Origin of the sequence: Candidatus Spongiihabitans sp., from assembly GCF_965237845.1 — a bacterium.
Classification (GTDB): Bacteria; Pseudomonadota; Gammaproteobacteria; order Arenicellales; family Poriferihabitantaceae; genus Spongiihabitans.
The window spans coordinates 617,651-643,244 of sequence record NZ_OZ250154.1; the positions used below are offsets into that span (position 1 = coordinate 617,651).

Annotated in this window: 23 protein-coding genes; 5 read left to right on the forward strand and 18 right to left on the reverse strand. The window is 47.9% G+C overall.

Features of this window, described 5'->3' with window-relative positions; genetic code table 11:
* Positions 1–60 precede the first annotated feature (60 nt).
* Together ahcY and ACPXXB_RS03040 are read left to right on the forward strand one after the other, a co-directional pair.
* Positions 61–1,491, forward strand: coding sequence for an adenosylhomocysteinase (gene ahcY, locus ACPXXB_RS03035; protein ID WP_423909168.1), 1,431 nt, complete (start codon positions 61–63; stop codon positions 1,489–1,491).
* A 299-nt stretch (positions 1,492–1,790) separates the two neighbouring features.
* Positions 1,791–1,931 carry a hypothetical protein gene (locus ACPXXB_RS03040; RefSeq protein ID WP_423909171.1) on the forward strand — a complete coding sequence of 47 codons (141 nt, stop codon included), beginning with the start codon at positions 1,791–1,793 and terminating at the stop codon, positions 1,929–1,931.
* A 404-nt stretch (positions 1,932–2,335) separates the two neighbouring features.
* Here the strand turns inward: ACPXXB_RS03040 and ACPXXB_RS03045 are convergent, their stop codons facing one another.
* The 8 genes from ACPXXB_RS03045 to folE form a co-directional block, all read right to left on the reverse strand.
* Positions 2,336–5,023 carry a TRAP transporter large permease subunit gene (locus ACPXXB_RS03045; protein WP_423909174.1) on the reverse strand — a complete coding sequence of 896 codons (2,688 nt, stop codon included), beginning with the start codon at positions 5,021–5,023 and terminating at the stop codon, positions 2,336–2,338.
* 2 nt (positions 5,024–5,025) lie between these two features.
* Entirely contained in the window at positions 5,026–6,084 is a 1,059-nt protein-coding gene (locus ACPXXB_RS03050; protein ID WP_423909177.1) for a TRAP transporter small permease subunit, read from the reverse strand.
* A 138-nt stretch (positions 6,085–6,222) separates the two neighbouring features.
* Positions 6,223–7,314, reverse strand: a complete 1,092-nt coding sequence (locus ACPXXB_RS03055; protein WP_423909180.1) for a TRAP transporter substrate-binding protein — start codon at positions 7,312–7,314, stop codon at positions 6,223–6,225.
* A 234-nt stretch (positions 7,315–7,548) separates the two neighbouring features.
* Complete coding sequence (locus tag ACPXXB_RS03060) at positions 7,549–8,007, reverse strand: YHS domain-containing (seleno)protein (RefSeq protein ID WP_423909183.1); 459 nt, start codon at positions 8,005–8,007, stop codon at positions 7,549–7,551.
* 263 nt (positions 8,008–8,270) lie between these two features.
* Complete coding sequence (locus ACPXXB_RS03065) at positions 8,271–8,693, reverse strand: hypothetical protein (RefSeq protein WP_423909185.1); 423 nt, start codon at positions 8,691–8,693, stop codon at positions 8,271–8,273.
* 171 nt (positions 8,694–8,864) lie between these two features.
* Complete coding sequence (locus ACPXXB_RS03070; protein ID WP_423909187.1) at positions 8,865–9,044, reverse strand: hypothetical protein; 180 nt, start codon at positions 9,042–9,044, stop codon at positions 8,865–8,867.
* A gap of 150 nt (positions 9,045–9,194) precedes the next feature.
* On the reverse strand, positions 9,195–10,013 hold the full coding sequence (gene xni / locus ACPXXB_RS03075; protein ID WP_423909190.1) for a flap endonuclease Xni: 819 nt from the start codon (positions 10,011–10,013) through the stop codon (positions 9,195–9,197).
* Between the two features lie 32 nt (positions 10,014–10,045).
* Positions 10,046–10,606 (reverse strand): GTP cyclohydrolase I FolE, encoded by a 561-nt coding sequence (gene folE / locus ACPXXB_RS03080; RefSeq protein ID WP_423909193.1) that lies wholly within the window; start codon positions 10,604–10,606, stop codon positions 10,046–10,048.
* A gap of 199 nt (positions 10,607–10,805) precedes the next feature.
* Here folE and ACPXXB_RS03085 point away from each other — a divergent pair, with 199 nt between their 5' ends.
* Positions 10,806–11,639, forward strand: a complete 834-nt coding sequence (locus ACPXXB_RS03085) for a DUF2797 domain-containing protein (RefSeq protein WP_423909196.1) — start codon at positions 10,806–10,808, stop codon at positions 11,637–11,639.
* A gap of 91 nt (positions 11,640–11,730) precedes the next feature.
* Here ACPXXB_RS03085 and ACPXXB_RS03090 read toward each other — a convergent pair whose 3' ends face one another.
* The 5 genes from ACPXXB_RS03090 to uraD all read right to left on the reverse strand — a co-directional run bounded on the left by ACPXXB_RS03090 (position 11,731) and on the right by uraD (position 15,598).
* On the reverse strand, positions 11,731–13,077 hold the full coding sequence (locus ACPXXB_RS03090; protein WP_423909199.1) for a sensor histidine kinase: 1,347 nt from the start codon (positions 13,075–13,077) through the stop codon (positions 11,731–11,733).
* Positions 13,078–13,085: 8 nt separating this feature from the next.
* Positions 13,086–13,760: a response regulator transcription factor gene (locus ACPXXB_RS03095; protein WP_423909202.1), complete on the reverse strand. Its 675-nt coding sequence runs from the start codon at positions 13,758–13,760 to the stop codon at positions 13,086–13,088.
* Positions 13,761–14,024: 264 nt separating this feature from the next.
* The gene (locus ACPXXB_RS03100) at positions 14,025–14,528 is read right to left on the reverse strand and encodes a Spy/CpxP family protein refolding chaperone (RefSeq protein ID WP_423909204.1); all 504 of its coding nucleotides are present in this window, start codon (positions 14,526–14,528) and stop codon (positions 14,025–14,027) included.
* A 172-nt stretch (positions 14,529–14,700) separates the two neighbouring features.
* Positions 14,701–15,057, reverse strand: a complete 357-nt coding sequence (uraH, locus tag ACPXXB_RS03105; protein WP_423909207.1) for a hydroxyisourate hydrolase — start codon at positions 15,055–15,057, stop codon at positions 14,701–14,703.
* 31 nt (positions 15,058–15,088) lie between these two features.
* The gene (gene uraD / locus ACPXXB_RS03110) at positions 15,089–15,598 is read right to left on the reverse strand and encodes a 2-oxo-4-hydroxy-4-carboxy-5-ureidoimidazoline decarboxylase (protein ID WP_423909210.1); all 510 of its coding nucleotides are present in this window, start codon (positions 15,596–15,598) and stop codon (positions 15,089–15,091) included.
* A gap of 218 nt (positions 15,599–15,816) precedes the next feature.
* On the opposite strand from uraD, the gene guaD reads away from it, so the two are divergent.
* Positions 15,817–17,112: a guanine deaminase gene (guaD, locus tag ACPXXB_RS03115; RefSeq protein WP_423909213.1), complete on the forward strand. Its 1,296-nt coding sequence runs from the start codon at positions 15,817–15,819 to the stop codon at positions 17,110–17,112.
* Positions 17,113–17,176: 64 nt separating this feature from the next.
* Here guaD and ACPXXB_RS03120 read toward each other — a convergent pair whose 3' ends face one another.
* The 5 genes from ACPXXB_RS03120 to ACPXXB_RS03140 form a co-directional block, all read right to left on the reverse strand.
* Positions 17,177–18,121 carry a DMT family transporter gene (locus ACPXXB_RS03120; protein ID WP_423909216.1) on the reverse strand — a complete coding sequence of 315 codons (945 nt, stop codon included), beginning with the start codon at positions 18,119–18,121 and terminating at the stop codon, positions 17,177–17,179.
* Positions 18,114–18,986: a xanthine dehydrogenase accessory protein XdhC gene (xdhC, locus tag ACPXXB_RS03125; protein ID WP_423909218.1), complete on the reverse strand. Its 873-nt coding sequence runs from the start codon at positions 18,984–18,986 to the stop codon at positions 18,114–18,116. The genes ACPXXB_RS03120 and xdhC overlap by 8 nt, the downstream gene beginning before the upstream one ends.
* Complete coding sequence (gene xdhB / locus ACPXXB_RS03130; RefSeq protein ID WP_423909221.1) at positions 18,983–21,334, reverse strand: xanthine dehydrogenase molybdopterin binding subunit; 2,352 nt, start codon at positions 21,332–21,334, stop codon at positions 18,983–18,985. Before xdhB ends, xdhC begins: the two co-directional genes overlap by 4 nt.
* Positions 21,327–22,820 (reverse strand): xanthine dehydrogenase small subunit, encoded by a 1,494-nt coding sequence (xdhA, locus tag ACPXXB_RS03135; RefSeq protein ID WP_423909224.1) that lies wholly within the window; start codon positions 22,818–22,820, stop codon positions 21,327–21,329. The genes xdhB and xdhA overlap by 8 nt, the downstream gene beginning before the upstream one ends.
* A 357-nt stretch (positions 22,821–23,177) precedes the next feature.
* Positions 23,178–23,789 (reverse strand): DUF4189 domain-containing protein, encoded by a 612-nt coding sequence (locus tag ACPXXB_RS03140; protein ID WP_423909227.1) that lies wholly within the window; start codon positions 23,787–23,789, stop codon positions 23,178–23,180.
* A gap of 273 nt (positions 23,790–24,062) precedes the next feature.
* Between ACPXXB_RS03140 and ACPXXB_RS03145 the strand changes: the two genes are divergently transcribed.
* Complete coding sequence (locus tag ACPXXB_RS03145) at positions 24,063–25,583, forward strand: ABC transporter ATP-binding protein (protein ID WP_423909230.1); 1,521 nt, start codon at positions 24,063–24,065, stop codon at positions 25,581–25,583.
* Positions 25,584–25,594: the final 11 nt, after the last annotated feature.

The window sequence follows — 25,594 nt, forward strand, 5'->3', positions numbered from 1 at the left end:
TTTGCCCATTAAAATTTTGTTGGTGCCTGTTTTGTAACGATTATTTATTAGGAATTTATTATGTCCACACAAGCCGCTGAAAACCCCGCTGAAAATATGACGCAAGATTTTCATGTTGCCGATATAAGTCTGGCTGAATGGGGGAGAAAAGAAATCGGAATCGCAGAAACCGAAATGCCCGGTCTGGTGTCGGTCAGGGGAAAGTATGCCGCAGAGCAGCCGTTGAAAGGTGCGCGCATCGCCGGTTCGCTGCACATGACCATCCAAACAGCAGTGCTTATCGAATCATTGGTAGCGCTTGGCGCTGAGGTGCGTTGGGTATCTTGTAATATTTTTTCTACTCAGGATCATGCCGCAGCCGCAATGGCTGACAAAGGTATTCCGGTTTTCGCGTTCAAAGGAGAATCACTGGACGAATACTGGAGTTTCACCCATCGAATTATGGCATGGCCTGACGGCGGTGGCCCCAACATGATTCTGGATGATGGTGGTGATGCGACGATGTTGCTGATACTGGGCGCCAAAGCTGAAAAGGATATTTCGGTGTTGGATAGTCCTTCAAGCGAAGAGGAAGTGGCGTTATTCAACAGCATTAAGGCTAAATTGCAGGATGAAGCAACCTTTTATAGCGCTCGCCTGCCAAACATTCAGGGCGTTACCGAAGAAACCACCACTGGCGTTCACCGATTATATCAAATGGCGGCGGCGGGCGGGTTGCCATTTCCGGCAATAAACGTCAACAACTCGGTAACTAAATCCAAGTTTGACAATCTCTATGGCTGTCGTGAATCGCTGGTGGATGGCATCAAGCGCGCTACCGATGTGATGATTGCCGGCAAAATTGTCATGGTGTTGGGTTATGGCGATGTGGGCAAGGGTTGTGCGCAATCATTGAGCGGCCTCGGCGCCACGGTTTGGGTTTCCGAGATTGATCCGATTTGTGCATTACAGGCCGCAATGGAAGGTTTTCGGGTGGTGCGTATGGATGATGCGTGTTCCGAGGTTGATATTTTTGTTACCGCAACCGGTAACTTCAATGTGATTACCCATGACCATATGGTGCAAATGAAAAACCAATCGATCGTTTGTAACATCGGCCATTTTGACAATGAGATCGATATTGCCTCGATGAAAAAATATGAATGGGAAAATATCAAGCCGCAGGTCGATCAAATCATTCTGCCAAATGGCGACCGCATAACCTTGCTTGCCGAAGGGCGATTGGTGAATCTGGGATGTGCAACCGGTCATCCAAGCTTTGTGATGTCCAATAGTTTTACCAATCAGGTTCTTGCTCAAATCGAACTGTGGCGATATAGTGAAAAGTACGACAACCAGGTTTATGTGCTGCCCAAGCGCCTGGACGAAGAGGTTGCCAGACTTCATCTTTCAAAAATCGGTGCCCGCCTGACCGAATTGACCCAACAACAATCCGACTACATCGGCGTGCCGATTGACGGTCCCTACAAGGCCGAGCATTATCGGTATTGAGCGGTGCTGGTAAAGGCAAATTGTTTGAAAAATAAGGGTTGTTTTTCCATGGCATTTCTGGCACATTTCAACTATCGGTTACCCGCTGGGCGTTCAATATGCCTGGTGTTTAGCAGGTTTTCACTAACTCACTAACTAATGATGGAGTACACGATGGCCAAGATTAAACTCGGCGATAATCGCGCCAACCAGCAGAATCGAAATAAGGGTACTGACGGAACAAATCGTCAATATGATCAAGCACAAGGGAATCGCGGGAAACAGATTAACCCAAATCGGGGCGATAAGAGGGGGAAAAAATGAAAGGGCCGAATACCGATGGCATGAGCCAGGAAGCTCTGGATATTTGGTCGGATATTAACAACCCGAACAATGATGCGGATATGGATGACTGGGCAGATGCCCACAATCCAAATAATGAGGACTATCTTGAGGGCTGATGTCATTTGCCGAACAAATGAGTGCGGAAGCGGTTATGAACATATCAAGCAGAAATGCCATATTGTGTGCAGTAAGCGGTTTTATCGGTCGTAGGGTGTGGCGAACCCGGTCAAGCAATGAACGCAGAATTTACAACGCTTCGGGAATGCCTCAGAAGCATGACTCAAATTTCAGGTCTCTTAAAAATTGTAACTGATAAACTGGACAACGTATCTGGTTACTTGTCTAATGGCGAGCATTTTGCTTGTCAGAAGAAAACGAGTGGAACAAAAGGGATTTATTATCACGGTTGGTATTATATTAAGCGGTCGTAGCTATCTGCCCCAAGGTAGCGACGAGTGGCCTGATTGCTAGTCCTAGATAACTTGCGTCAATCATTCACAGGAAACGAAATAAGGATATGCTAAAAATTAAGCGAAATATCGCGGTGTGAAGATTGGCAAGCAGCGATATCTTTTGCCTGGGATTTGGTTAATCTCGGTTGCAGTCGAAGACCGATATTGGTTTTGATGGCGTTATCGTATTGATTTAATTCATCCAGCAGCGCGGTTGCACGGCTTCGCCAAGCAAGTTCAAGGTTAAGCAGATCGATTGCTTGGCGGTGAAATTCTTTGGCGTCATTGAAATCCGGGGTAAAATCAGGAGAATCGCCTTTCAGTGCGCGTCGGGACTTGGACAATTTCGACTTGATTTCGGCTACTCCAGCCAACTCGTTTAGTCGAGATTCAACAGACTTGATTTTTTCGATAGCCGACTCTGGATTTTTGTCGATAGACGCCGCGGATTCAATGTGCAGACGCAGATCCAATAGGGGCGTTTCAAACCGGGCTAAATCATTTCGTTGTCCTATGACCAATAGTGTATTTTGCAATGCTTGATATGCGGCATCAACATTACGTCGATAGGCAAGGCGCGCACTTTTTTCAGCTATCGCTAATTGCTGGTAGGCCGTACTTGCCTCATCCCAATGTGACGGAATAATCTGTTCGGCGGCTTTGAGTTCCTGTTCCAGCTTAAAAATATTGACTTCGAGAGAGTCGAGTTGTGGTCGAGTGGTTGCGGGGTTTCTCGAAATTCGGTCATGCTTCTTGCGCGCTTCCTCCAGAATATTATTGATGGACTTTAGCTGGTTGCGTAGTTTACGCATATCGGCATGCAGTGGCTTGAATTCAAGCGAATAGGCCGCCAGTTCAGCAGCCACGACATTAACCTGAGCCACTAAATCGAAAGTATTTTCAGCCAGATCAAAACTTGCAATTAATGGTTGCCGATATTCATCAGGCAATACGCTGAAATCGTTGTCGCGCGCCTTGGCAATGCTGTTTCGTATGTTCGTTTCATCGTTGGCGTATTCGGAAAATACTCGATTCTCGATACAGAATTGCAGTTTTGGATTTACCGGCGGCGGCGCGGTTTCCGCGGTTAAAAATGTCCGGTTTGGCATGTAGTTGACCAAGCCCGGGAAAAACCCGGTGATAGTCAGGCCCACCAACTGTAATCCGATAAATGCGGCCGCGCCCTTATAGATATGGGTGGTCTTGACTTTCAGGGGCGCCACGCCTCTAAGATAAAACAACGCAAATCCAAATGGCGGGGTTAAGAATGATGTTTGAATATTCAGTCCAATCATTACGCCCAACCAAACCGCTGTGATATTTGCGGCTGGGTCGGCCAGCAAAATCGGCGCGACGATGGGCACCACTACGACTGCAATTTCTATAAAGTCAAGGAAGAAACCAAGCAGAAAAATGACTATCATCACGACCGTGAACTGGGTCCAAAATCCACCCGGCAGCCCGGTAAGAAACTCGCGCACCAATTGCTCACCGCCAAATCCGCGAAACGCGGCGGTGAGCATGGCGGCGCCGATGAGGATGATGAAAACCATGGAGGTGGTTTTCGCAGTATCGATCATCACCCCGACTAAAGTGTCATTGATTTTAAAGGTTCGCCAACCGCTCCAAACGATGGCGCCGATTAACATCAAAACCGCTGCCGCCGCTAAAATCACACCGATAAAATCTCGCTGGCTGCTGATATTTTTTATATTCAGATCGAATGATTTGTACAACACCAGAATAATCAGGCCCGAGCCGATGGCGATCAACAGCGGGGTATAGCGATGTTTGTTCGGTTCAAACAACCGGTAACCGCCCATCACAATAGCGCCCACCGCACCAATGGCACCGGCCTGATTGACCGTTGCGATGCCGGTTACGATGGAACCCAGTACGGCAAAAATCAAGGTCAACGGCGGAATCAGAGCAATCCCGATCTTAGATGCGAATTGACGATCATATTTCCCTGTATAGGGTACTGGTGGCGCAGTCCCCGGTTTTAGTATCGCGGTGATCAAGATGTACAACATGTACAAGCCGACCAGAATAAGCCCCGGAACAAGTGCGCCCATAAACATGTCGCCGGCACTGGCGGAGGTGATATCGAGCGCTGCGGGCATGGTGAATTCTCCGGTCGCTTCCTTGTAATCCGCGGCGCGCAACGTCCTCGCCTGCTCAGCGGCATTGGCCAGTTGATCGGCCAGAATAATCAGCACAATGGAAGGCGGAATGATTTGGCCAAGGGTTCCTGATGCGCATATAATGCCTGAGGCCAGAGGTTTTGAATAATTATTTCGCAGCATCGCTGGCAGTGATATCAGGCCCATTGCAATGACGGTGGCACCGAGGATGCCGGTAGTTGCCGCTAAAAGCGCGCCTACAAATACCACGGAAATACCCAGTCCGCCCGGAACTGGCCCGAATAATTGCGCCATAGCAACCAAGAGATCTTCAGCAACCTTCGAACGCTGCAGCATGATACCCATAAAAACAAATAGCGGTATCGCTATCAAGGTATCCCGTTCCACTTCCCAATATAGGCTGCGAAAGTTGGTTACCCCCGCAGTCAGCCACTGCACCGGTCCATCCTGAGCGAAGTATGCGCTTGCATCGCCGGCGAATAGATAACCGCAAATTGCGGCCAGCCCGATTGCGCCTATTGCTGAGCCTGGAAGGGCGAAGGCAACGGGAAATCCTGAGCTTAATGAAATAATCATTAGCAGAATTAGTACCGCCAGAAATACAAGCTCCATGACTAATCGCTTTCAGATAATTCCCCGGATAATGCTTGATTAACCGGATCTGTATCGCCGCGATAGTTGGCGACGTTGCTCAATATAAAACTGACAAACTGAACGATCATGCTGGCTGAAAAAACTAATAAATAGGATGCCATGAGGTACTTGGTGTACATGCCAAACCCGCTTTGGGAAATTTCAAAATTTAGTAGTGGGCTGTTAATAATACTGCCTTTCCCGGACATGCCCTGAATAAGTATATTCCAACAAAGCGGTAAGCCGAACAGTAGCGAGCCGAATGTATTGGATAACGCCTTGCCTTTTTCGCTGAAGTTGGTGTACAGCACATCGACGCGCACATGGCCGTCGTGGAGTAAGGTATATGCGCTTGCGAATAAAAATAATCCGGCATACCAGAACCTGACCAGGTCCCCCATAAAGGCCTGTTCGTAGGAAAATATGAAGCGGGTAATAACGATGACAAACTCCGCAGCAACAATTAACAAAGCCAGCCAAATGAATCCCAGAGTGCGGGTAAATGAGGCAATGACGATTGAAAGTAGTATCAAAGGGAAGTGAATGTAGGTGCCACGAAAGGTAGATATTCCAAGCTGCGTGGTGAAATGGCGGCCAACAAAAATAGTAAGAAATTCTTCCACGCGCAAGAACGAGATCACCATATCGGTAAGCCCAACCAGAAATACCGACCAGAAAGCGGCCCTGACAATAAATGCGGCGATTCGAGAATATAATTTTGCGTCTTGGCGCAGCTGGCGGGAATATGTGCGCGCTACCAGCACAAAGATAACGACAAAGCTGCCAAGGAATGCCAACAATTGAATCCATCCCCGAACAACCTCGGCGGTTGACAATGATTTGAAAGATTGACCAGCGTTGCCAGCGTTAATTAACCCGCCGAAATGGGTAATCATCTTTCTAATCCCAGGCCAATCGAACCAGAAAATCAACGTGTTATCGAGCAAATACAGCAACAGCGACACTACCATCAATGCCGCTAATGTTCTAAGGACGAGGTCCCAAATAATGAAACTTGTAAGAACAGATAGCCCTTTCATGGTTGCCCTTTCTGTGGTTGCTATTGAATGCGTTTTCTGCCACTGCGGCAATCCATGTGCCCACGGCCCAACCTGAATCCCCCTATAACAAGGAAACGGAGCCTAAGGGCTCCGTTTCAATTGAAAATACGAGGGATATTAAACGCCTAAAACGCGATTTCGCTGACGTAAATATTCCTGGTCCGAAATTTTCGTCCAACCGCCCACTTCGGTGCGCGCTTGCACAAAGCTCTCGTGGACGCGTCTGGCTAAATCGCTATGCGCGACGGTTTCTGCAAAAACTTGTTCGGCAGCCTGGCCGAATGAATCGTAGATGTCATCACCGAATTTACGCAGTTGAACACCTTGTTCATTGATCAGCTTAACCAATGATGCGCCATTCTTGGCGTTATACTCAGCCATCATCACATCGTTTTCCATGGACGTGGCGGCTTCAATTATTGCCTTATCCGCAGTTGACAAGCCTTCCCAAAAATCCTTGTTGATGCCCGCCGCCAACATAGCGCCAGGCTCGTGCATACCGGGATAGTAATAATACTTGGCCGCTTCATAGAACTTCATCGCGGCATCGTTCCAGGGGCCAACCCATTCTGTCGCATCAATCGCACCAGAAATCAGGTTTTCATAAATCTGTCCGCCCGGCAAAGATACCGGTGACGCGCCCAATTTGGATAACACGTCGCCGCCAAGACCAGGGATACGCATTTTCAAGCCCTTAAAATCATCAGCGGAGTTCATTTCTTTACGGAACCAGCCGCCCATTTGTACGCCGGTGTTGCCACACATCAGGTTTTTGAGACCAGAATCCGCGGCCAGCTCATCCCAAAGCGCTTGGCCGCCGCCAAAGCGAATCCAGGCATTGATTTCAGTATAGGTCAAGCCAAACGGCACCGAGGTGAAGTAGGCCCAAGCGGGGTGCTTGCCTTTCCAATAATAGTCCGCCGCGTGATAGATCTGCGCGTTACCCGATGCCACTTCATCAAAGGAGTCAAACGCGCCAACCCGTTCACCAGCGGCGAAATAGGTCACTGCAAATCGACCATCGCTCATGTCGATCAGCCGTTGGGCGAAACGCTGAGCGCCGGTACCCAGACCGGGAAAATCTCGCGGCCAGGTGGAAACAACGGTAATTTCGATGCGCTGTTGCGCGATGGCTGGGGCCGCCAGGGTGGATGCTCCAGCGGCAACTGCCGCAGCAGCACCGCCTTTCAATAAATCACGACGTTTCATAATAATATTCTCCTCAAACAGTGTTGATTAACCAGTTGGTTAGTGTCTAAAAAATTACCCAAAAAAATGATAAGGGCGGCGATTGACGTATTTGCCAACCGCTTGAACGGTATTATTACCCATATTACATGTTCAGTAAAGCGGGAAAGTAATAGCGGATATTGCGGCAGATACTACTCACCGTTTTTGAGCCTTGTAGGGGAAGGTTTATAACCCTCCCAGTGATCTAAAAACCTAGTTCAATACCGTAGGCCAGTTTTTATCAGCCTCCACGATCAACCTCTCTTTATCGCTGCTCCAGCGATGATTGATCTCATGATTATAGTTCAGGTACAACTTGTCTTCGTGGATAGTCCACAACAGCGGGTCGCCGCTGGCAGTACTCCCCTGAGACACCGCCCAAGCGCAGTAGCCGCCGTATTGCGGCGCGTACCTTTGTGGATTTTGGATAAACTTGTCGAGATTTTCCTGGTTGGCAAAATACCAGTCGGCATCCATGTATTCCATCTTGAACGCCTTTTCCCCCTTGATCGGCTGCGCTTCGCTGAAATAGGAAGTAACATCATAACCACCGGCGGCAACACTACTGAAATAGGTTGTATAGATCGGGTCTTCCCCTGACCAGGCGGGCCCCGGCAACGTCATTGCCGCCAGCATGAACAAATAAGTCAGATTGCGTAGATAGTTTTTCATGGTCGGTTTCCCGGTTGTCTAAAATCGTTGGTGGATAATTTCTGGCACGAATATCACGAATAAAATTCGTCAGCTATACGGCTATGACCGATTCGATGCCATAAAGTTCGCCCCAGCGGGTTTTGATTTTAAAATGGAAGGAGCCCGCCCTGCAAGCCTAACTCCTCCAGTCATCGACGGCGCCGCCACCGTAAAAACGCATCCTCGGATAAAGGGTGACGCTCATGGCACCCTTTATCCGCGCTTGAACCGAGCCTTTCGCCTCAAGCGTATTGATTAAAGTGGTTCACTGGAGACGAAAAGAAACCATACGGGTTTAGCCAGTACGATTCGGCGCACGATCTGCCGGGGTTCCCTGTCGTGTCGGGTGCAAAAATATCGGCCGTTTTTTGCGATTTATGCGCAATGTTCCACACCATGCGGCTACTGCCGTAATCATTTTTCCTTTCCCAATCAGGTTGCGCGTCAGCGAATGCATGCACTCGACCAGAGAGAATCTTTAAACGGCGGCAAAACTCTTCTTTGCCGACAAGATTATGGCGCTGAGATCCACCGAAAGAATCCGCGCAACGGATATTGTTACGGGTTTTCAAAAACCACTTGACAAACACCGCAAGCGCACCGTGCTTGACCAAATCGCCCGCATTTCCAGCACCATATGGCAAGTTGCGCGCGTGAAGAAGCATTGTTACCGCTCATGCTGGAGAGGGGGTGCCAAAGGTATCTGAGCTGGTACACGCAACACCGCCAAACATGGTGATGTTACCTGCTTGTTTGATTTTCTTAATTTGCGAGCGCGTTGGTTATTTAACCGGACATCACTTGATAATAGCCTTGAGCGCCGATGAGTGGAATATTTAGAGCGTAGAGATAAGAAATAGTATAAACAGGACGACCAAGCCAACGGGTATGAGTACGCCGGCCCAATCTTTTGGGGCATCCTTGCTTTTTTCCAGCATGGTTTTAATGCCGGGGGAAAACCAAAATATAATAATCAAGGCGAAAACGCCGATCACCAGTTTTTCCCAGGTTTCCATGTTTCGTATTTTATTGCCAATATAAGTTATAAGGAGTATGCGACGCTTGGTCAATGTGTTGGGGTCAATGTTGTCGGCGGAATTTATTTTTACTCGCTTAAACGTAACCAATAATCAAGCATAACACATACGAAAACAATCGAATCAGTTTCATTGTGATTCAGTCGTAGCGGAATACCGAAATTGGCTTAGATTGACGCCTAATTCAATATCCGTTTTCAATGTGAATAATTTGTATGCAAGGCGGGCATCCTCTTTTCCGCTATACAGTTTGCTGCCGAGTTTTCCCGGCATGTTGTCTGCGGTGGCTAAAACTTTTTCAAGATTGCCGTGATCGTTTATGAGCCGAGATGCGGTGCGTATTCCTATGGATTTTATGCCCGTTATCGATAAACTGCTGTCGCCGGCGAGTGCCAGCAGATGCGGAATTTGTTCGGGCTTGACCTGGAACTTTTTCTTGATCATTTCACTATCGAGATAATGGTCGGCGAAATGGTCGTAAACCCGAATCCAGCTGTTTAGGAGCTGACAAAGAATTCGGTCGGTTGAAAGAATAACAACATGACCGCCACGCAGTGCAATTTTATTCGCCAGAGTTGCGATAACATCGTCGGCTTTGTGGCCCGGTAACGAGAATGTCCTGACCCCGAGGTCACTAAATGCCGACTCAAAATCCGCCATAGCACTGTGCAATGCCGCCGGCATCGGTGAGCGATCTTTTTTATAGTCGGGAAATAATTTATGCCGCCAATTTTTACCGCTTTGCTCAAAAACTGCCAGGCAGTGGCTTGGGTTATGCTTTTTTAACGCGCGATGTAACGAAGCACATGCCGAGCGAATCACATTATTTATGTGCCCAACATCTGAATTCGCGTCTGCATCCTGAGCGGATCTCTGCTCAGGATTGTTCGGGACTGCGGCGTAGATTCGCCGTACCAGGTTGAGGCCATCTACTAATAACGCTTTCATTCAATGCGGCGTTGTCAGTAGCATGACCGGTATCAGTCCCTGACCAGCGTGAGGAATTCAGTGCGGGTGCGGTGGTCGGTGCGAAATGTACCGAGCATCATGGAGGTCTTCATTACCGAGTTTTGCTTCTGAACCCCGCGCATCATCATGCAAAAATGTTGTGCTTCAATGATTACCCCGACGCCGCGGGCTTCGGTAACTTGCTCAATAGCCTTAGCGATTTGTTCGGTCAAGTTCTCCTGAATTTGTAGCCTGCGTGCATACATATCCGTTATCCGCGCCATTTTTGACAGCCCAATCACTTTTCCATTTGGGAGATAGGCGATATGGCATTTGCCGACAAACGGCAGTATATGGTGTTCGCAAATCGAATATAACTCGATATCCTTTATGATCACCATTTGATCGTTGTCGGATTCGAAAATCGCGCCGTTCACCACCTGATCCAGGTTTTGCTGATACCCTTGGGTAACATACGCCAGAGCTTTAGCGGCTCGTCCGGGTGTGTCGGCAAGCCCTGCACGGGTCGGATTCTCACCAACCAATTCCAGCAGAGCATGATAGTGATCCGCGATTTTATTAACATTGCTCATGTTTGTTAGATGATGTCTGTTGTCTGAATATTAACCACGACCAAGTGGTATATTGTATCATTAGTTCATCGGTAAAAAATTTAACGAGCATAGTCTATAAATTGAATACATCAAGGTTAACGCGATGACAGAATCGACAATATCGATGAATGGATGCCAGCATGGCAAACTGCCACGGAATGATTCCGGATGAGTGCAAATGCATGAAGCCTATTCGGCGGCCTGCTCGGGTGCGCTGCGCAAAATGCGGGTACAAGCCACCCATCCGGTGAGTTATAAACTCCCCGTAGGTGACACGGAATTTCCAATCGATCAAAAGTTGGGGCAACAAATAAATCTTGAATTCACTGGAGAAATTAATTGCATCGCATGTGGGCGATCCACCAACAAGAGTTTTGCTCAGGGGTATTGTTTCCCTTGTTTTAAGTCGCTGGCCGAATGCGATATGTGTATCATGCGACCAGAAACCTGTCATTACCACCAAGGAACCTGCCGTGATTCCAGTTGGGGTGACCGCCATTGTATGCAAGATCATTATGTCTATCTCGCAAATTCCTCGGCGATTAAAGTGGGCATCACCCGAGGCACCCAAATTCCCACTCGCTGGATTGACCAGGGCGCCACTCAGGCGATTGCAGTATTCAAGGTTAAAAACCGCTTGCATTCCGGATTGATTGAGGTGGCGTTGAAAAAGCGCGTGAGCGACCGTACCAATTGGAGAAAAATGCTGAAAGGGGAGGCGGAATTCACAGACTTGGTGGCTGCGCGAGATGAAATTTTGGATAACGCGAAAACGGATTTAGAAAACATTCAGCGAGTGAATCCTGGCCTCGAATGGCAGCAGCTCGATGAAGCGCCGCTCAATTTGACCTATCCAGTTCAAAATTATCCTGACAAAGTCACCAGCTTGAATTTTGACAAGACAGCTAAAATTTCAGGGGAATTGCAGGGTATTAAAGGACAGTATCTAATTTTGGATTGTGGTGTTCTGAATATCAGGAAGTTTGCGGGTTATAACGTATCCGTCATTTAATCTGAGCCGACAAACTGTAGCGAATCCCAAAGTAATTAGCGCCAATCTATTGTTCGAGCGTGCGCGGTGGATTGTGTCCCGCAGGTTGCTTTTAATTTTCTCCCGATAATGGAAAACTGCATCGAACCCGTGTGCCTTTCCCCTGTTTGCTTTCAATTTCGATATGCCCGCCATGGGCTTCCACAATCATTCTGCATAGATACAAACCCAATCCATATCCACCGGTCATTCGTTGTCGGGATGGGTCTGCACGATAGAATGGTTCGGTTAAGAACGGAATTTGTTGCGCAGCAATTCCAGTGCCATAATCTCGTACTGCTATTGTAAATCGCTGCGATTTCACGGTGAGCGAAACTTTCGGCGCTGATTTTTTGTTGTCGTTGTATTTGATGGCATTCTGTAAAAGATTTCGTACCAACAGCTTAATGCGAACCGGATCAACATTTGCGGTAACGGATTGAAGCTCAACAGAAATTGTTTGATTAGCAAATTCTGATTCAATCACCTCTTCTATGAGCGAATATAAATCAGTCATCTCAGGTTGAATGATCTTGTGGGGTGAATTCAATCGCTCACTTTCCAGTAACTCGTTAATCAACTGATTCATCGCTTGTATATCCTTTTCTATTTCCGACTTTGAGGCGGAGTCATCCATAAGCGCAAGGTTGATTTTACTGCGCGTGAGCGGAGAGCGAAGTTCATGACTGATGCCTAATAATAATTGACGTTTTGCTTCCAGCATGTTGCTGATATCTTCCGCCATTTGGTTAACGCTGTCGGTTAAATCTCCAAGCTGATCGTTTCTGCGCTTTGATATTCTGTGGGTAAGATTACCGACGCTAAATTGTTTAACGCCGCGATCAATGTCTTCAATGGGTCGGAATAATGCTCGGGTCGCATAGTAAATGAGTAGTAAGACCCCCAGTATTGCAAACAAGACAAAAAAGCTGAAATACCCACCGCGCCTGATATCGCGGCGATGGCGAATTTGAAAATAAATATCGTAGTCGCCCTCCACGGTATGCAAAATAAGGTCGCCATCCACTCTTTTTAAACGAAAACGCCGGTCAAGCCGTGACAGAGCGTTTCGAGCGCCGGTCTTCGGATTAACGCTTCGGCGTTGCTCGAAGGTCTCAATTAATTCGCTTCTGTCTAGTTGCGAGTCCGCTGTTGACCAATTTTGTTCGGGCCCAAATACGTGGATATCCACTGGAATATCACGGGTAATTGCTTTCGCTTGTTCTAAATCAGGCGGAGAGCCCAGTTCCTGCTGCATAAGGTTGATATAGTGAATCATGAACGGCTGGATGCTGGACCGAAAGTGGCGTGACAATCCCTTCCCCATGATTGACCCTACCAGCAATAACAACACGACGCCGGCGCATATAAATAATATAATTAATTTTGCGGACAGCGAATGTTGTATTCGATTTAGCATGTTAGCGGTTAAACATCAGGCGCAACAAATTGATAACCTGAACCCCACACCGTTTTTATGTAGTCGGTTGGCTTGAGTTTCTGCCGCAGTCGGCTGATTTGAATGTCCACCGCACGGGAAAACAGTTCGGCATCAATGCCCCTCAGTTTGTTTAGTATTTCATCGCGGCTGAATTTTTCTCCCGGGGCGGCCGCTAACAGTACCAATAGCTGATATTCGTTACCGGTAATGCTAACCTTACTGCCATTAACAATAACCTCTTGCCGACTCTGGTCAATAAGTAGATTCTTGAACTCAAGAATCGAGTTGGTTTTCCGGGATGGCTCACGTCTTCTCAATATATTTTGAATTCGTGCAACCAGTTCCCGAGGTTCAAAAGGCTTTGCCAAATAGTCATCCGCACCTAATTCAAGTCCAACCACTCTATCCATTACTTCTCCTCTCGCAGTTAACATCACAATGGGAATGTCGCTTTGTTTACGAATGGTTTTGCAAACATCAAATCCATCTTGGTCCGGCAGCATGATGTCCAGAATAACCAGTTCAAAGTTTTTTTCTTTAAGCAAGGCAAGTCCGTCTTTAGGGTGTGTTGCGGAGGTCAGAGCCAGATTATATCGCTCGAAATACGCCTTTAGCGGTGTTGCGAGACGGTCGTCATCGTCAATGATTAATATTGAGGTCATGGGGCATTTTATCATTGCCGGGGGGCTGAAACGGCATCAGCCAGCACATCAGCTATACGTTGGATGACGAGTCATTAAGTCGCGAAAAGCTTTTAATTGTATTGAGGCACCCTGTGTTGAGATGTACGTGACTCAAAAGTGTTAATACAGAACTACGGGCCAAGGCGATGGCTAGGGCGATGGCTAGGGCGATGGATAATAAGCGAGAACCGGCCCCGAATCCTCCCCTCTAATATCAATTCTGGCCGATTCTCGCCCTATCATTTAGAACTCCTGTTGATGAGACTCTTGATTGTGGCGGTGGTGGTGTCGCTCGGACATCCGCCGTTCAATTATTTCCTTCAGTTTTCCGCGTTGTTCGCCGGTCAAACTATCGGTGAAACCGGATGCCGATAAAATCATTTCTTCGGCATAAGACTCAATCATTGAAAGGCGTTCTCGCACCATTTTCAGCGCTTTTTCCTGATCAAATTTGTCCGCCTCAAGCAGAGAAAAAATCTCATTCAAGTCAAAAATCCGTTGTTCCTCGAAAGATTTCCTGCCCGCCATCAACGTTGTCATCAACGACTGGGTCAATTGGCTAAGTTCAACCTTTTGAGTTTCGTTTAATGCCAGTTTTTCAGCCAGGTTTTGCTCAATATGTTTCGTGAAATGACTTCCATATCTGTCATGGCCATATCCGCCGTGGTGCCTGTAATAAGCAGCAGTACTGCCGACAATTCCCAAAGACAGGAATGTTGCAATAAGAATGATAGAACGTTTACGCATTGAAATTCTCCTAATAAAATTACTGAATAAAATGACTCAATTACATTACCGAATCAAACAATCTGATCGAATTAAACTGAGCGGAAAACTGATTCTACGAAATGAAGAGTAACCAATCCTTTCTATCTGGTAACATTGTGTAACCCGATGTAACAGCCCGACCGCGAAGTTTTTAGCTTCCTCGATAAGTTGAATAGCCGAACGGATTTAAAAGTAACGGCACATGATAATGCTGGCCATCACCTTCGATCTGAAAAACGATTTCAACGAAAGGATAAAATGACGACCGCTTGATGCGGTTAAAATAAGTCATGGTATCGAATCGAAGTTTATACCTACCGGCGGGGAGGGCGGCATTTTGGGAAAGCAATTTGGCAACACGTCCATCTGAATCGGTCACCCCATCGCCAATTAGCAGCCACAGATTTTCGGTCTCGTCAGATACAGAGCCTTGATAAAGTTCGACCTTTACTCCCGATGCGGGTTTTCCCTGAGCGGTGTCAAGAATGTGAGTTGTGATTTGGCTCATGGTTATCTCGCCGGTTGTCTCGTAGGGCGTTTCATTCTTCTTCAATAAATTTGTCTATCCTGATTGACATGATTTTAGCCTGTTCCGCCGCCGCAATTATTATTTCCTGGTCTGGTCGATGGTTAATTCTGGTCTTGAGTAATTCCAACATTTCCGCTGCGGTTTTTCCCGTGGCACAGACGATGAATATATACCCAAACTTTGTTTCGTAGTCATTATTATATTGTGCCAATTCCTGCAACACATTATCATTCGCCTGTTCAACGGAAGATTGCTCGTTTGCCGCTAGGGAGTGGGTACTCCAGTACTTTTTCTTTAGAGAATCCGGTTCGCCAATTTTTGGATGACTATCAAATGCCTCCATGTAGTCCGCTGAGCGCATGGATTTCCAGAATCTGGCGGCAGCATTTTGAATCGCAGTTTTAGACCGGAATGGCATTGCAGAAACCATTAACTTTACCCAGCGAGAAGCACTGCAACATTGCTTAAATACAGCGCTGGCTTGAGCATCATCCAGTTGACTCAGTGTCGATAATTTCATCGCTTTAATAATTGGGCTTCAATATAAAGTTGGCGTATAAACAAAGGGTCTAAAAAGATCATTTGCAAATGGAAAGCATGATTGTTATCTTTATTGACCGAACGGTCAACGATGTTCTTTTTTAATGTTCTGTTTCAGTATCAGGATTACGATACGCATCGTCTTTCAAAAATTGTGTTGTTTAAGATTATTCCACAACCATTCCATCACTATCGCCCATGACCGTATCAGCCCATCGTGGTGAAATTTTGCATTGCTTGGATGACCCCAGAGATTATGGCGAACAGGCATGGCAATACTTCGAGGATGGATTGCTCGTCGTTGAGGATGGCCATGTTGCCGCTTGTGGCGAGGCGCGCCGCCTGTTAAGCGGTTTAGCGGATTCGACAGAAATTCACCAACATGCCAACGGATTGATTCTGCCCGGTTTCATAGATACGCATATTCATTACCCGCAGTGTGAAATCATCGCCGCTTACGGCGCCCAGTTGATCGATTGGCTGCAACGATACACTTTTCCGGCTGAAGCGAAATTTGAAGATTCGAAAACGGCAGCGGCTACTGCGGATTTCTTTCTTGATGAATTGTTACGCAACGGAACCACCACTGCCATGGTCTTCGGTACGGTACACCCGCAGTCGGTGGACGCATTTTTTGAAGCGGCGGCGCGACGTGATCTGAGGATGATATGCGGCAAAGTGATGATGGACCGAAACGCGCCGGAAGTATTATGCGATACCCCGCAGACCAGTTATGCCGATAGCAAGGCGTTAATAAACCGCTGGCACGAAAAAGGTCGATTGGGTTATGCGATTACTCCCAGATTTGCGCCCACGTCGAGTGTCGCACAACTGCATATGGCAGGGCGGCTATTGAAAGAGCATCCCAATGTGCATGTACATACCCATTTATCGGAAAATAAAAGGGAATGCCAATGGGTTGGTGAATTATTCCCACAATGCAAAGATTACCTTGATGTTTATGATCATCATGGCCTGTTGGGCAGGCGCTCGGTTTTCGCCCATGGCATACATTTATCTGACCGGGAATGGAAACGTTTGCAGGAATCCGAATCCAATCTGGCTTTTTGCCCAACCTCAAATCTATTCATCGGCAGCGGGCTTTTCAATTTAAATAAAGCGGATGGCTATAATGTGAAGGTGGGGTTGGGTACCGATGTCGGTGGGGGGGATAGTTTTTCGCTACTGCGCACCATCAACGAGGCATACAAAGTTCAACAGCTCCAAGCGTATAACCTGTCGCCAATACGCTCGCTTTTTCTGGCAACGCTGGGCGGTGCAACCGCACTTGATTTACAGGGCGTTATCGGAAATTTTGAAACTGGCAAGGAAGCCGATTTCATCGTATTGGATTATCATGCCACGCCGCTAATTAATTTCAGAATAACTAAATGCAAGAATTTGATGGAGAAATTATTCGTCATGCAAATGCTGGGCGATGATCGAGCGCTAAGGGAGACCTGGATAATGGGGCAAAAGAAGTTCGCCCGATAATTTTCGGGCAGTTGGATTCAATTACGAATATTTATAGGGATGAAATTCGACGGATGCTTTCATGTTAGCGGGTGTTGTCCGGCGCTATTTCCTTATCGTTTCCGAAAACTTCAAATAGTCCGGCTATTAAAATTAGAATTACGCCTAACCATTCCAGCATTTGCAGCTGTTCGTCCAATAATATTGATGCGCTAACCACGGCGACCAGCACTTCGGTCATCATCAAAACACCTATGCGCCCCGGATAAAGTCGGCCCGAAGCCCAAAAAATGGCATACAGGCTGGGCACTAAACACAAACAACTATACAGCCACATAGCCGGGATAGTTGCGGCCCAAACAGACCAGTTCGGAATGACATTGATTTGCGGAATCAGCAAACAGCAGGCAAGCGCGAAAATAAGACTGAACAGGTGTTGGAATGCGACTACCCCGGTCGTCTTGATGCCTGGATTTTTCTTTAGGTAAACTGCGCCAATGCCCCAAAATATACCCGCCGCCAGGCCGAAATAATCTCCGATATTTATTGGTGTGGTTAAATCAGAGGCGCCACCGAGGATAAAATACAATCCGACCAATCCGACTAAAATAGCCCCCCATCGATTCCATCTGACTTGCTCACGCAATATCATCATGCTAAACAGGGTCGCCCAAACTGGTGTGAGGTAATACAATAATGTCGCACGTACCACGGTTGAATAAACCAGTCCCATGGCGTAAAAAACGAGTGCTGCTCCGGTGTAAAAACCGATAATTGCGATGGCCTTGATTTCGGGTCGAATCTCTCGCCAAAACCAACAAGACAACGGTACCAGAATGGACAATGGCAACAGACTGGCAAGCACCACGGCCCAGGCCCCTGACATCCCCATTTGATCTGCAAAACGCAATGGAATCCAGTATACGCCCCAAATTGCAGCACCGATGGTAACCGCGAATACTGGCAGCGATGTGTTATCGTTAATGTTATTGCTGGGGTTAGTGATGGGTTTTAATTTCGAGCTAGACATTCACTAAATCAATAACGTTACCGTCTTCGTTAGTTGAGCTTGCTGAATCGGATTTATTTTGTATGTTCGGCTGTCGAAGAAACTGCTGTCGCAGGGCAATCAATTGCCCGGTCACGGAAACGGCCACTTCCATGGGTCTTTTGCTCCTGACTTGATCAAGCCCGATCGGTGAGGTCAGTCGGGCAATCTCGGTTTTGCTGAATTGTTTTCTGGCCAGGCGACTCCTGAATTTCGCGGCTTTTGATTTAGAGCCAATCAAACCGCAGAATCGCGCATCGTTACGGGAGAGTATGGCTTCGATCAATTGCATATCCAACTCATGGCTATGGGTCATTACCAAAAAATAGGCATTATCAGGGCATTTCTCCACATCGACATCAGGATTTTGCATCTTCATAAGTTCGATATTCGAGCCAAGTGCCGCACTTTTTTGCGCCTGAATAAACTCATCTCTCGGGTCAATCCATTTCACTGTGCAGGGCAATTCGGACAAAATAGTTACCAGTGCTTTTCCGACATGACCGGCGCCAAAGACCACAACATTGAAATCCTTCGCTGGGATGTATTCAAAAAGCAATTCAACTTTTCCGCCACAACATTGGATCAAATCCTTGCCTAGCGTAAATGACTCTTGAATAATTGTCGGTGCGCCATTCGATAACCCATTCGAGAGCATGCCGCGCGCTTTGGAAATCGCCTGATACTCGAGATTGCCACCACCAATGGTATCGTGGATATTGCTTTCATCCACAACCATTTTACTTTCGGCGTCTCGCGGGGCCGATCCCTGGACCGCTACAATGGTCACAATGACGAAACTTTTATCTTCCCTGGACAGACGCGCTATTGCTTCAATCCAATTCATTGCCCTGAGTCTTGCCTTGATTTTTTCACTTCGGTAACGACACGCAGAATTTCCTCAGGCGTGGCTGGCGCATTCAGTTTGGGGAAGACCGAATGATTGGCGGCGGCAGCGATAGCGTCGCGAATAGCGCACCAGGTCGAGATGGCTAGCATTAGCGGTGGTTCGCCGACCGCTTTGGAGCGGAAAATTGTTTTTTCCTCGTTCGGGTGGTTTTCAAGCATTCGGCTGTTAAAAATTGCCGGCGCATCGCTGATGGCTGGAATTTTATAGGTTGCTGGACTATCACTAAGCAATTTCCCGGCATCGTTCCATTTCAATTGTTCACAAGTCAGCCAGCCCACGCCCTGGATAAATCCGCCTTCAATCTGCCCCAGATCCACCGCAGGATTGATCGATCTGCCGACATCATGAATGATGTCCACGCGCCGGAGTTTGTATTCTCCGGTCAAGGTATCGATCAATACTTCGGATACGGCCGCACCATTTGCGTAATAATAAAATGGGCGACCGGACGCGGTTTCGCGATCGTAATAGATTTTCGGAGTTTTATAAAAACCGGTGGCAGATAGCGAAACCCTCGCTAACCAGGCTTCCTTGGCCACTTGCTCAAAGGTAAAAAACTTACCCTTAACTCGAACTTGGTCGTTTTCAAATTTTATTTCATCGCCGGCCACGCCGTATTGTTCTGATAAAAATGCAATCAGCCGCCGCTTGATAATTCTGGCCGCATTTCGCGCCGCCATGCCATTTATATCGGTGCCTGATGATGCCGCAGTGGGTGAGGTGTTCGGGACTTTATCGGTGCGGGTCGCCATTACGTTGATTCGTTCTGGACTTACCTGAAACTCTTCAGCAACGATTTGTGCAATTTTAATCATCAAACCCTGCCCCATTTCCGTGCCGCCGTGGTTTACCTGCATACTGCCATCGGTGTAAAGATTAATCAGTGCACCGGCTTGATTCAAGTGAGAAACCGTAAATGATATGCCGAATTTTACCGGTGTGAGCGCCAATCCTTTTTTTATGATCGGGCTTTGCTGATTAAACGCCTTTATTTCGTCTCTTCGCTTCCAGTAATCCGATTCGCCTTCCAACTGTGCAACAATTTCGGGTACATTGAATGTTTCTATTTTCTGATGATAGGGCGTGATATTTCTGTCCGTAGTGTTGTAAAAATTCCGCTTTCGGATATCCAGAGGATCTTTGTTTAATCGAAAAGCAATTTCATCAATGACGGTCTCTATCGCCATCATTCCCTGCGGCCCGCCGAATCCGCGAAACGCGGTATTGGATACGGTATGCGTTTTACAACGCAGGCCTTCAATATGCACATTCGGCAGGTAATAGGCATTATCGCAATGGAACATCGCCCGATCGACGATGGCATCGGACAAGTCCGGGGAATAACCGCATTGCCCGGCCAAAATAGTGCGCATGCTCAGGATTTCGCCATCGTTATCGAAGCCGACTTGGTATTGGTTTAAAAAATTGTGCCGTTTTCCGGTCATCACCATATCGTCGCGGCGCGATAATCTACAGGTAATGGCCTGCCCGGTTCTTGCCGCGAAAACTGCGGCAATACATGACCACGGGGCTGCGTGAGTTTCCTTGCCGCCGAACCCACCGCCCATTCGACGTGTGACGACATCGATTTTATTCATCGGGATATCGAGCACTTTAGCCACAAGCTTCTGGGTTTCAGTCGGGTTTTGGGTTGAGGTGTAAACTGTCATGCCGCCATCTTCCCCTGGAACCACGATGGAAACCTGTCCTTCCAGATAAAAGTGTTCCTGACCGCCGACTTCCATGGCTGAGCTAATACGATGGGGCGCATTCTCAAACGCCTGACCGACATCACCGCGTTTCATTTGATGAGGCGGACGAACATAAAATTGCTTTTCCATCGCTGCATGAAGATTAAGCACTGGCTCGAACTGCTGGTATTCAATGGCAGCCAGGGTAACCGCTTGCCGTGCCAATTTATGGCTGGTTGCGGCCACTGCAAAAACCGGCTGACCCAAATATTCAATAGTCTCATCTGCCAGCAACGGGTCGCCCGGAAAAACCGCGCCAATATCCACAGCGCCCGGAATATCCGCGGCGGTAATGACATCAATTACGCCGGGCGCTTTTTTAACGCGCCTGAGATCCAATTTTGTCACTTTACCATGGGCGATTTCACTGCCACCGATGCAGGCAAAATATTGGGTATGAAAAGGCGGTTGATCTTCTACATAGACGGCTTCTCCGCTGACATGCTTGCGCGCGCTGTCATGGGCTAATGCGCGACCAACGGCGCCATGATCAATGACATCAGGATCAATGACGCTACGTTGAACGTTAAGCATAGTCGGTCACCTGTGTGAGCGTGGCCGGTTCGGTGAGTTCCAGGTGCAAGCGTGCGAGCAGGTTTTGCGCGACCTGCATTCGGTATCCGGCGCTGGCCCTGACATCGTCGATAGGCTGGAAATCCAGGGCCAGGGCGCGCTGTGCTTGCGTTATTGTATTGTCGTCCAGTGGTTTCCCGCACAGCGCGTTTTCACATTTATTGGCGCGCCTGGGTATGGATGCCATGCCGCCGCAGGCAATGCGAATGGATTTGATTATGCTGTTATTCGAGTTATCCAATTGAATATAAATAGCCATGCACACCGCAGAAATATCATCGTCGATGCGTTTGCTGATTTTATAGATTTTCAACCGGTGTTCGGCGTCTGCTTTGGGGATTAAAACAGATCGAATAAACTCATTTTTTCCCAACACAGTCTTTCTGTAATCAACAAAAAATTCATCGATTTTTACCTTTCGTATATTCGATGCGTTTTGTAATATCACTTCGGCATCCAGGGCGATGAGTGCCGGCGGCAAATCGCCGATCGGCGAGGCATTGGCAATATTTCCGCCAACGGTGCCCAAGTTTCTAACTTGTCTTGAACCAAACCGAAGCAGTAAATGAGAAAGGTCGGGGTAATCGTTTTTTACCAGATTGTCGAAATCACTTAAAGAAACCGCGGCGCCTATTTCGTAATAATCTTTATGTTCCTTGATTTTTAGAAGTCCCGAAACATTTCCCAGATATATTATTTGATCGATGGGTTTGAGTTGTTGGGTAACTTCCAATGCTAAATCTGTGCCGCCTCCGAGCAAGCGTGCCTCGGGCCGGCGTTTTATCAATTTACCGAGTTCATCGCAGGTTTTCGGCAGGTAGTAGTTTTCGGTCCCGATCTTTGTGGACTTGGCAATGCGGGCTAATTTTTGTCGGGTTTCAGACTCCAGCGCGCTGAATTGATCATGCTCAGGAGAAGCGGTGGATTCAACAGCGGCGTCGATGATCGATTTGTAGCCGGTGCAGCGGCATAAATTTCCGCCCAGGTATTGTTCGGTGATTTTTTCCCGCTCAGCAATTGATAATCCTGCCGATGAGCCTTCAACTGAATTTTTGTATAACGCGAACAAGGACATCACAAATCCTGGCGTGCAAAACCCACATTGCGAGCCATGGTGGTCGACCATGGCCTGCTGCACCGGGTGGAGCGCATGATTTTCTTTTGCGGAACTTTCCTTTGCCTGGTTTTCTTTCAAGTGCTCGACGGTGATGAGTTGTTTGCCATGTATTGAACCGAGAAATGTGATACAGCTATTACAGCTTTGATAACGCATTTTATGGTCACAGGATTCGGCCAGCACCACGGTACAAGCGCCGCAGTCGCCGGACGCGCAGCCTTCCTTGGTGCCGCACAGCTGACGATGCTCACGAAGGTATTCCAGAACGGTCAAATCTGCTTGCTCTTGTTCAATTTGAACGACTTCGTTGTTTAATAAAAATTCTATCATCGGCGGTCTGTCATCGGCTGTGGCTATTGCAAAAAACTGACTATTTGGTCAACATTCTAGCAACACTTGTGAGGCTTGTAAATTTGCCAACCCACCACCTTCGGCATTCCTTCCGGGTCGGAGATGTGGGGAACAACCATGGTTGTTCCCTACCGGCGTTTACGCACACACCCCCCTGACAAGGGCGGCAAGGGGGGTTCTCCGGGGGTTTCTCCCAGCCATCTACGCACTGGAGCAGGAAATGTTCGACTGGATTATCGGGTCAAGCCCGATAATGACGATGGGGGACGGTGGGTTGGTGGGATTGGCGGAAATGGGAAACAAAAAACCCGCCGGATGAGGGCGGGTTTTTGGGATTTACCGGTCGGTACACTCGTATTTTTCGATGAAGCAGGTCTGCCCTGCATCGGAGCAAGCGGACAAGGCTTCGCTTTTGGCTTCGGACAACCTACCTTGTCCCTCGCCAAACGACGCCCCCCAACTGCCATCGCCATCGGCACTTTTGGCAAGGGCTATGCACCCGGGACCACGGAAGCGGTCTTCGATACTGCATTTGCCTAGCCCGAGTTTGTTGCAAGCTGACCGTGCATTGTCATCGGCTTGTATCTGATTTTTGTATCCGATGGCGACGGCGTCATCCGGCATACCACGATGGTTTTCCTCTTGCGAGGTGGGTTCAAAGGTGCTGATTTTATTTTGCAAGCCGATGGTCTCTAACACGACATTTTCCGGTGCCCTATTTGGTATCGGTGCCGGGGTGCGGGTACTTTTGTCTTTGTGGATATACAGGGCGAGGCGTTGTTGCTCGGTGAGGGTGACCGCCGGGTCATTTTTGACACCCTGTTGCAATTCGCGGGTGTTGCTGAGAAACCTGACATAGTCGACACGGGTCGCAGCGACGATGGTGGTGCGGTGACAGAAGGAATGGCTAGAAATAAGGGTTTTGTGCGGGTCAGGGTGAAGTAACAAGGTTGTTAGAAGTTTTTGGACCCTTGTTAGAACTCTTTTGTCGGGTGGAAGGGGGTAACAGGGGGTCGAATGACCCCTTCGTCGGGGTGAATTGCTTTTAAAAAGGTTGTTACTTGCGTTTAATAGGTGAGAAAGGGCTCTGCTTCGCTGTGAATTGATACCATATTGGGCTTGAGCCGCCTTGCCCCCCCTTATCAGGGGGGGGGAGCGTAGCATCGCCTCAGGTTATAGCGTAAAATTATCGACTTCATGAATAATCCAGCCGACACATCAATGCCGCCGCTTCTGGAATTAAAGGGAATGACAAAAACATTCCCCGGGGTCAAAGCGAATGATAATGTGAACCTGATTCTTAACGCTGGAGAGGTGCATGCGTTACTCGGTGAAAATGGCGCCGGAAAATCAACCTTGGTTAAAATGATTTATGGCATTTTAAGACCCGATAGCGGGCAGATGTATTGGCTGGGCGAGCCGAGCGACATCAGTAATCCTGCGACCGCCCGAAGTTTGGGAATCGCCATGGTGTTCCAGCATTTTTCATTATTCGATTCCATGTCGGTACTGGAAAATATTGCATTGGGGGTGGAAAAGGGCATTGACAAGGCCACCCTTGAGCAACAAATTGTTGATATTTCCAACCGTTACGGACTACCATTAGAGCCTGGCCGCCATGTCTATACCCTGTCGGTAGGTGAGTGCCAGCGCATAGAAATCATTCGTTGTTTATTGCAAAATCCTAAGCTCCTGGTTATGGATGAACCTACTTCGGTGTTAACACCCCAGGAAGTTTCAAAACTGTTTGAAACATTAAATCGTTTGTCCGATGAAGGCGTGGCAATACTTTATATCAGCCATAAGCTGGACGAGATCAAGGCGCTTTGTGAAAAGGCAACCATTTTGCGGGCTGGCAAAGTGGTTGAATCTGTGGACGTGGCGGGCGAAAGCCCTCAAAGTCTGGCAGCGAAGATGATGGGACAGGAATTGCCGCCCAACCCAAATGACGCACACCGTAAAGCGGGTGACATTCGCCTGGACATATGTAATTTGAACCAACCACCCCAGAATCAATTCAGCATCCGTTTGAAAGACATTAATCTGCAAGTTCGAAGTGGCGAAATTGTGGGTATCGCCGGAGTCGCGGGCAATGGTCAGGATGAATTATTGAAAGTATTAAATGGGGAACAGCTATCAACCCAAGCGAGTGCGGTAAGTATTGATAACCAACCCTGTGCGAATTATGGGTCCAACCAACGCCGGGCGTTGGGCATGGCCTCTATCCCGGAACAGCGATTAGGGCATGGCGCGGTTTCAACCATGAGTTTAATCGACAATACGTTGCTGACCGCTTTTCAACGCCTTAACCTGTTGAATTTTGGATTCATAGGCTATGCCCAAAGCCGAAAATATTGCAGCGCCGTGGTGGAAGATTTTAAGGTTAAGTCGAATGGCATCACGGCTGAGGCCGGCAGTCTGTCCGGCGGCAATCTGCAAAAATTTATAGTCGGCAGGGAAATTAAGCAAAATCCAACGGTACTGATTGTATCCCAGCCGACCTGGGGCGTGGATGCCGGCGCCGCCCGGACTATTCACAATGCATTGCGAGAGCTGGCCGACAACGGCACTGCGATTTTGGTGATCTCACAGGATTTGGATGAGCTAATGGCGATCAGCGATCGGATTGCAGCGATTTGCGCCGGGTCGCTATCGCCAACGACGCCGACATCGGAAATTACCATCGAGCAGATTGGCCTGATGATGGCCGGTGTGGACAATGCTGAAGCCAAGGTAAACTGAGCCGAGCAACT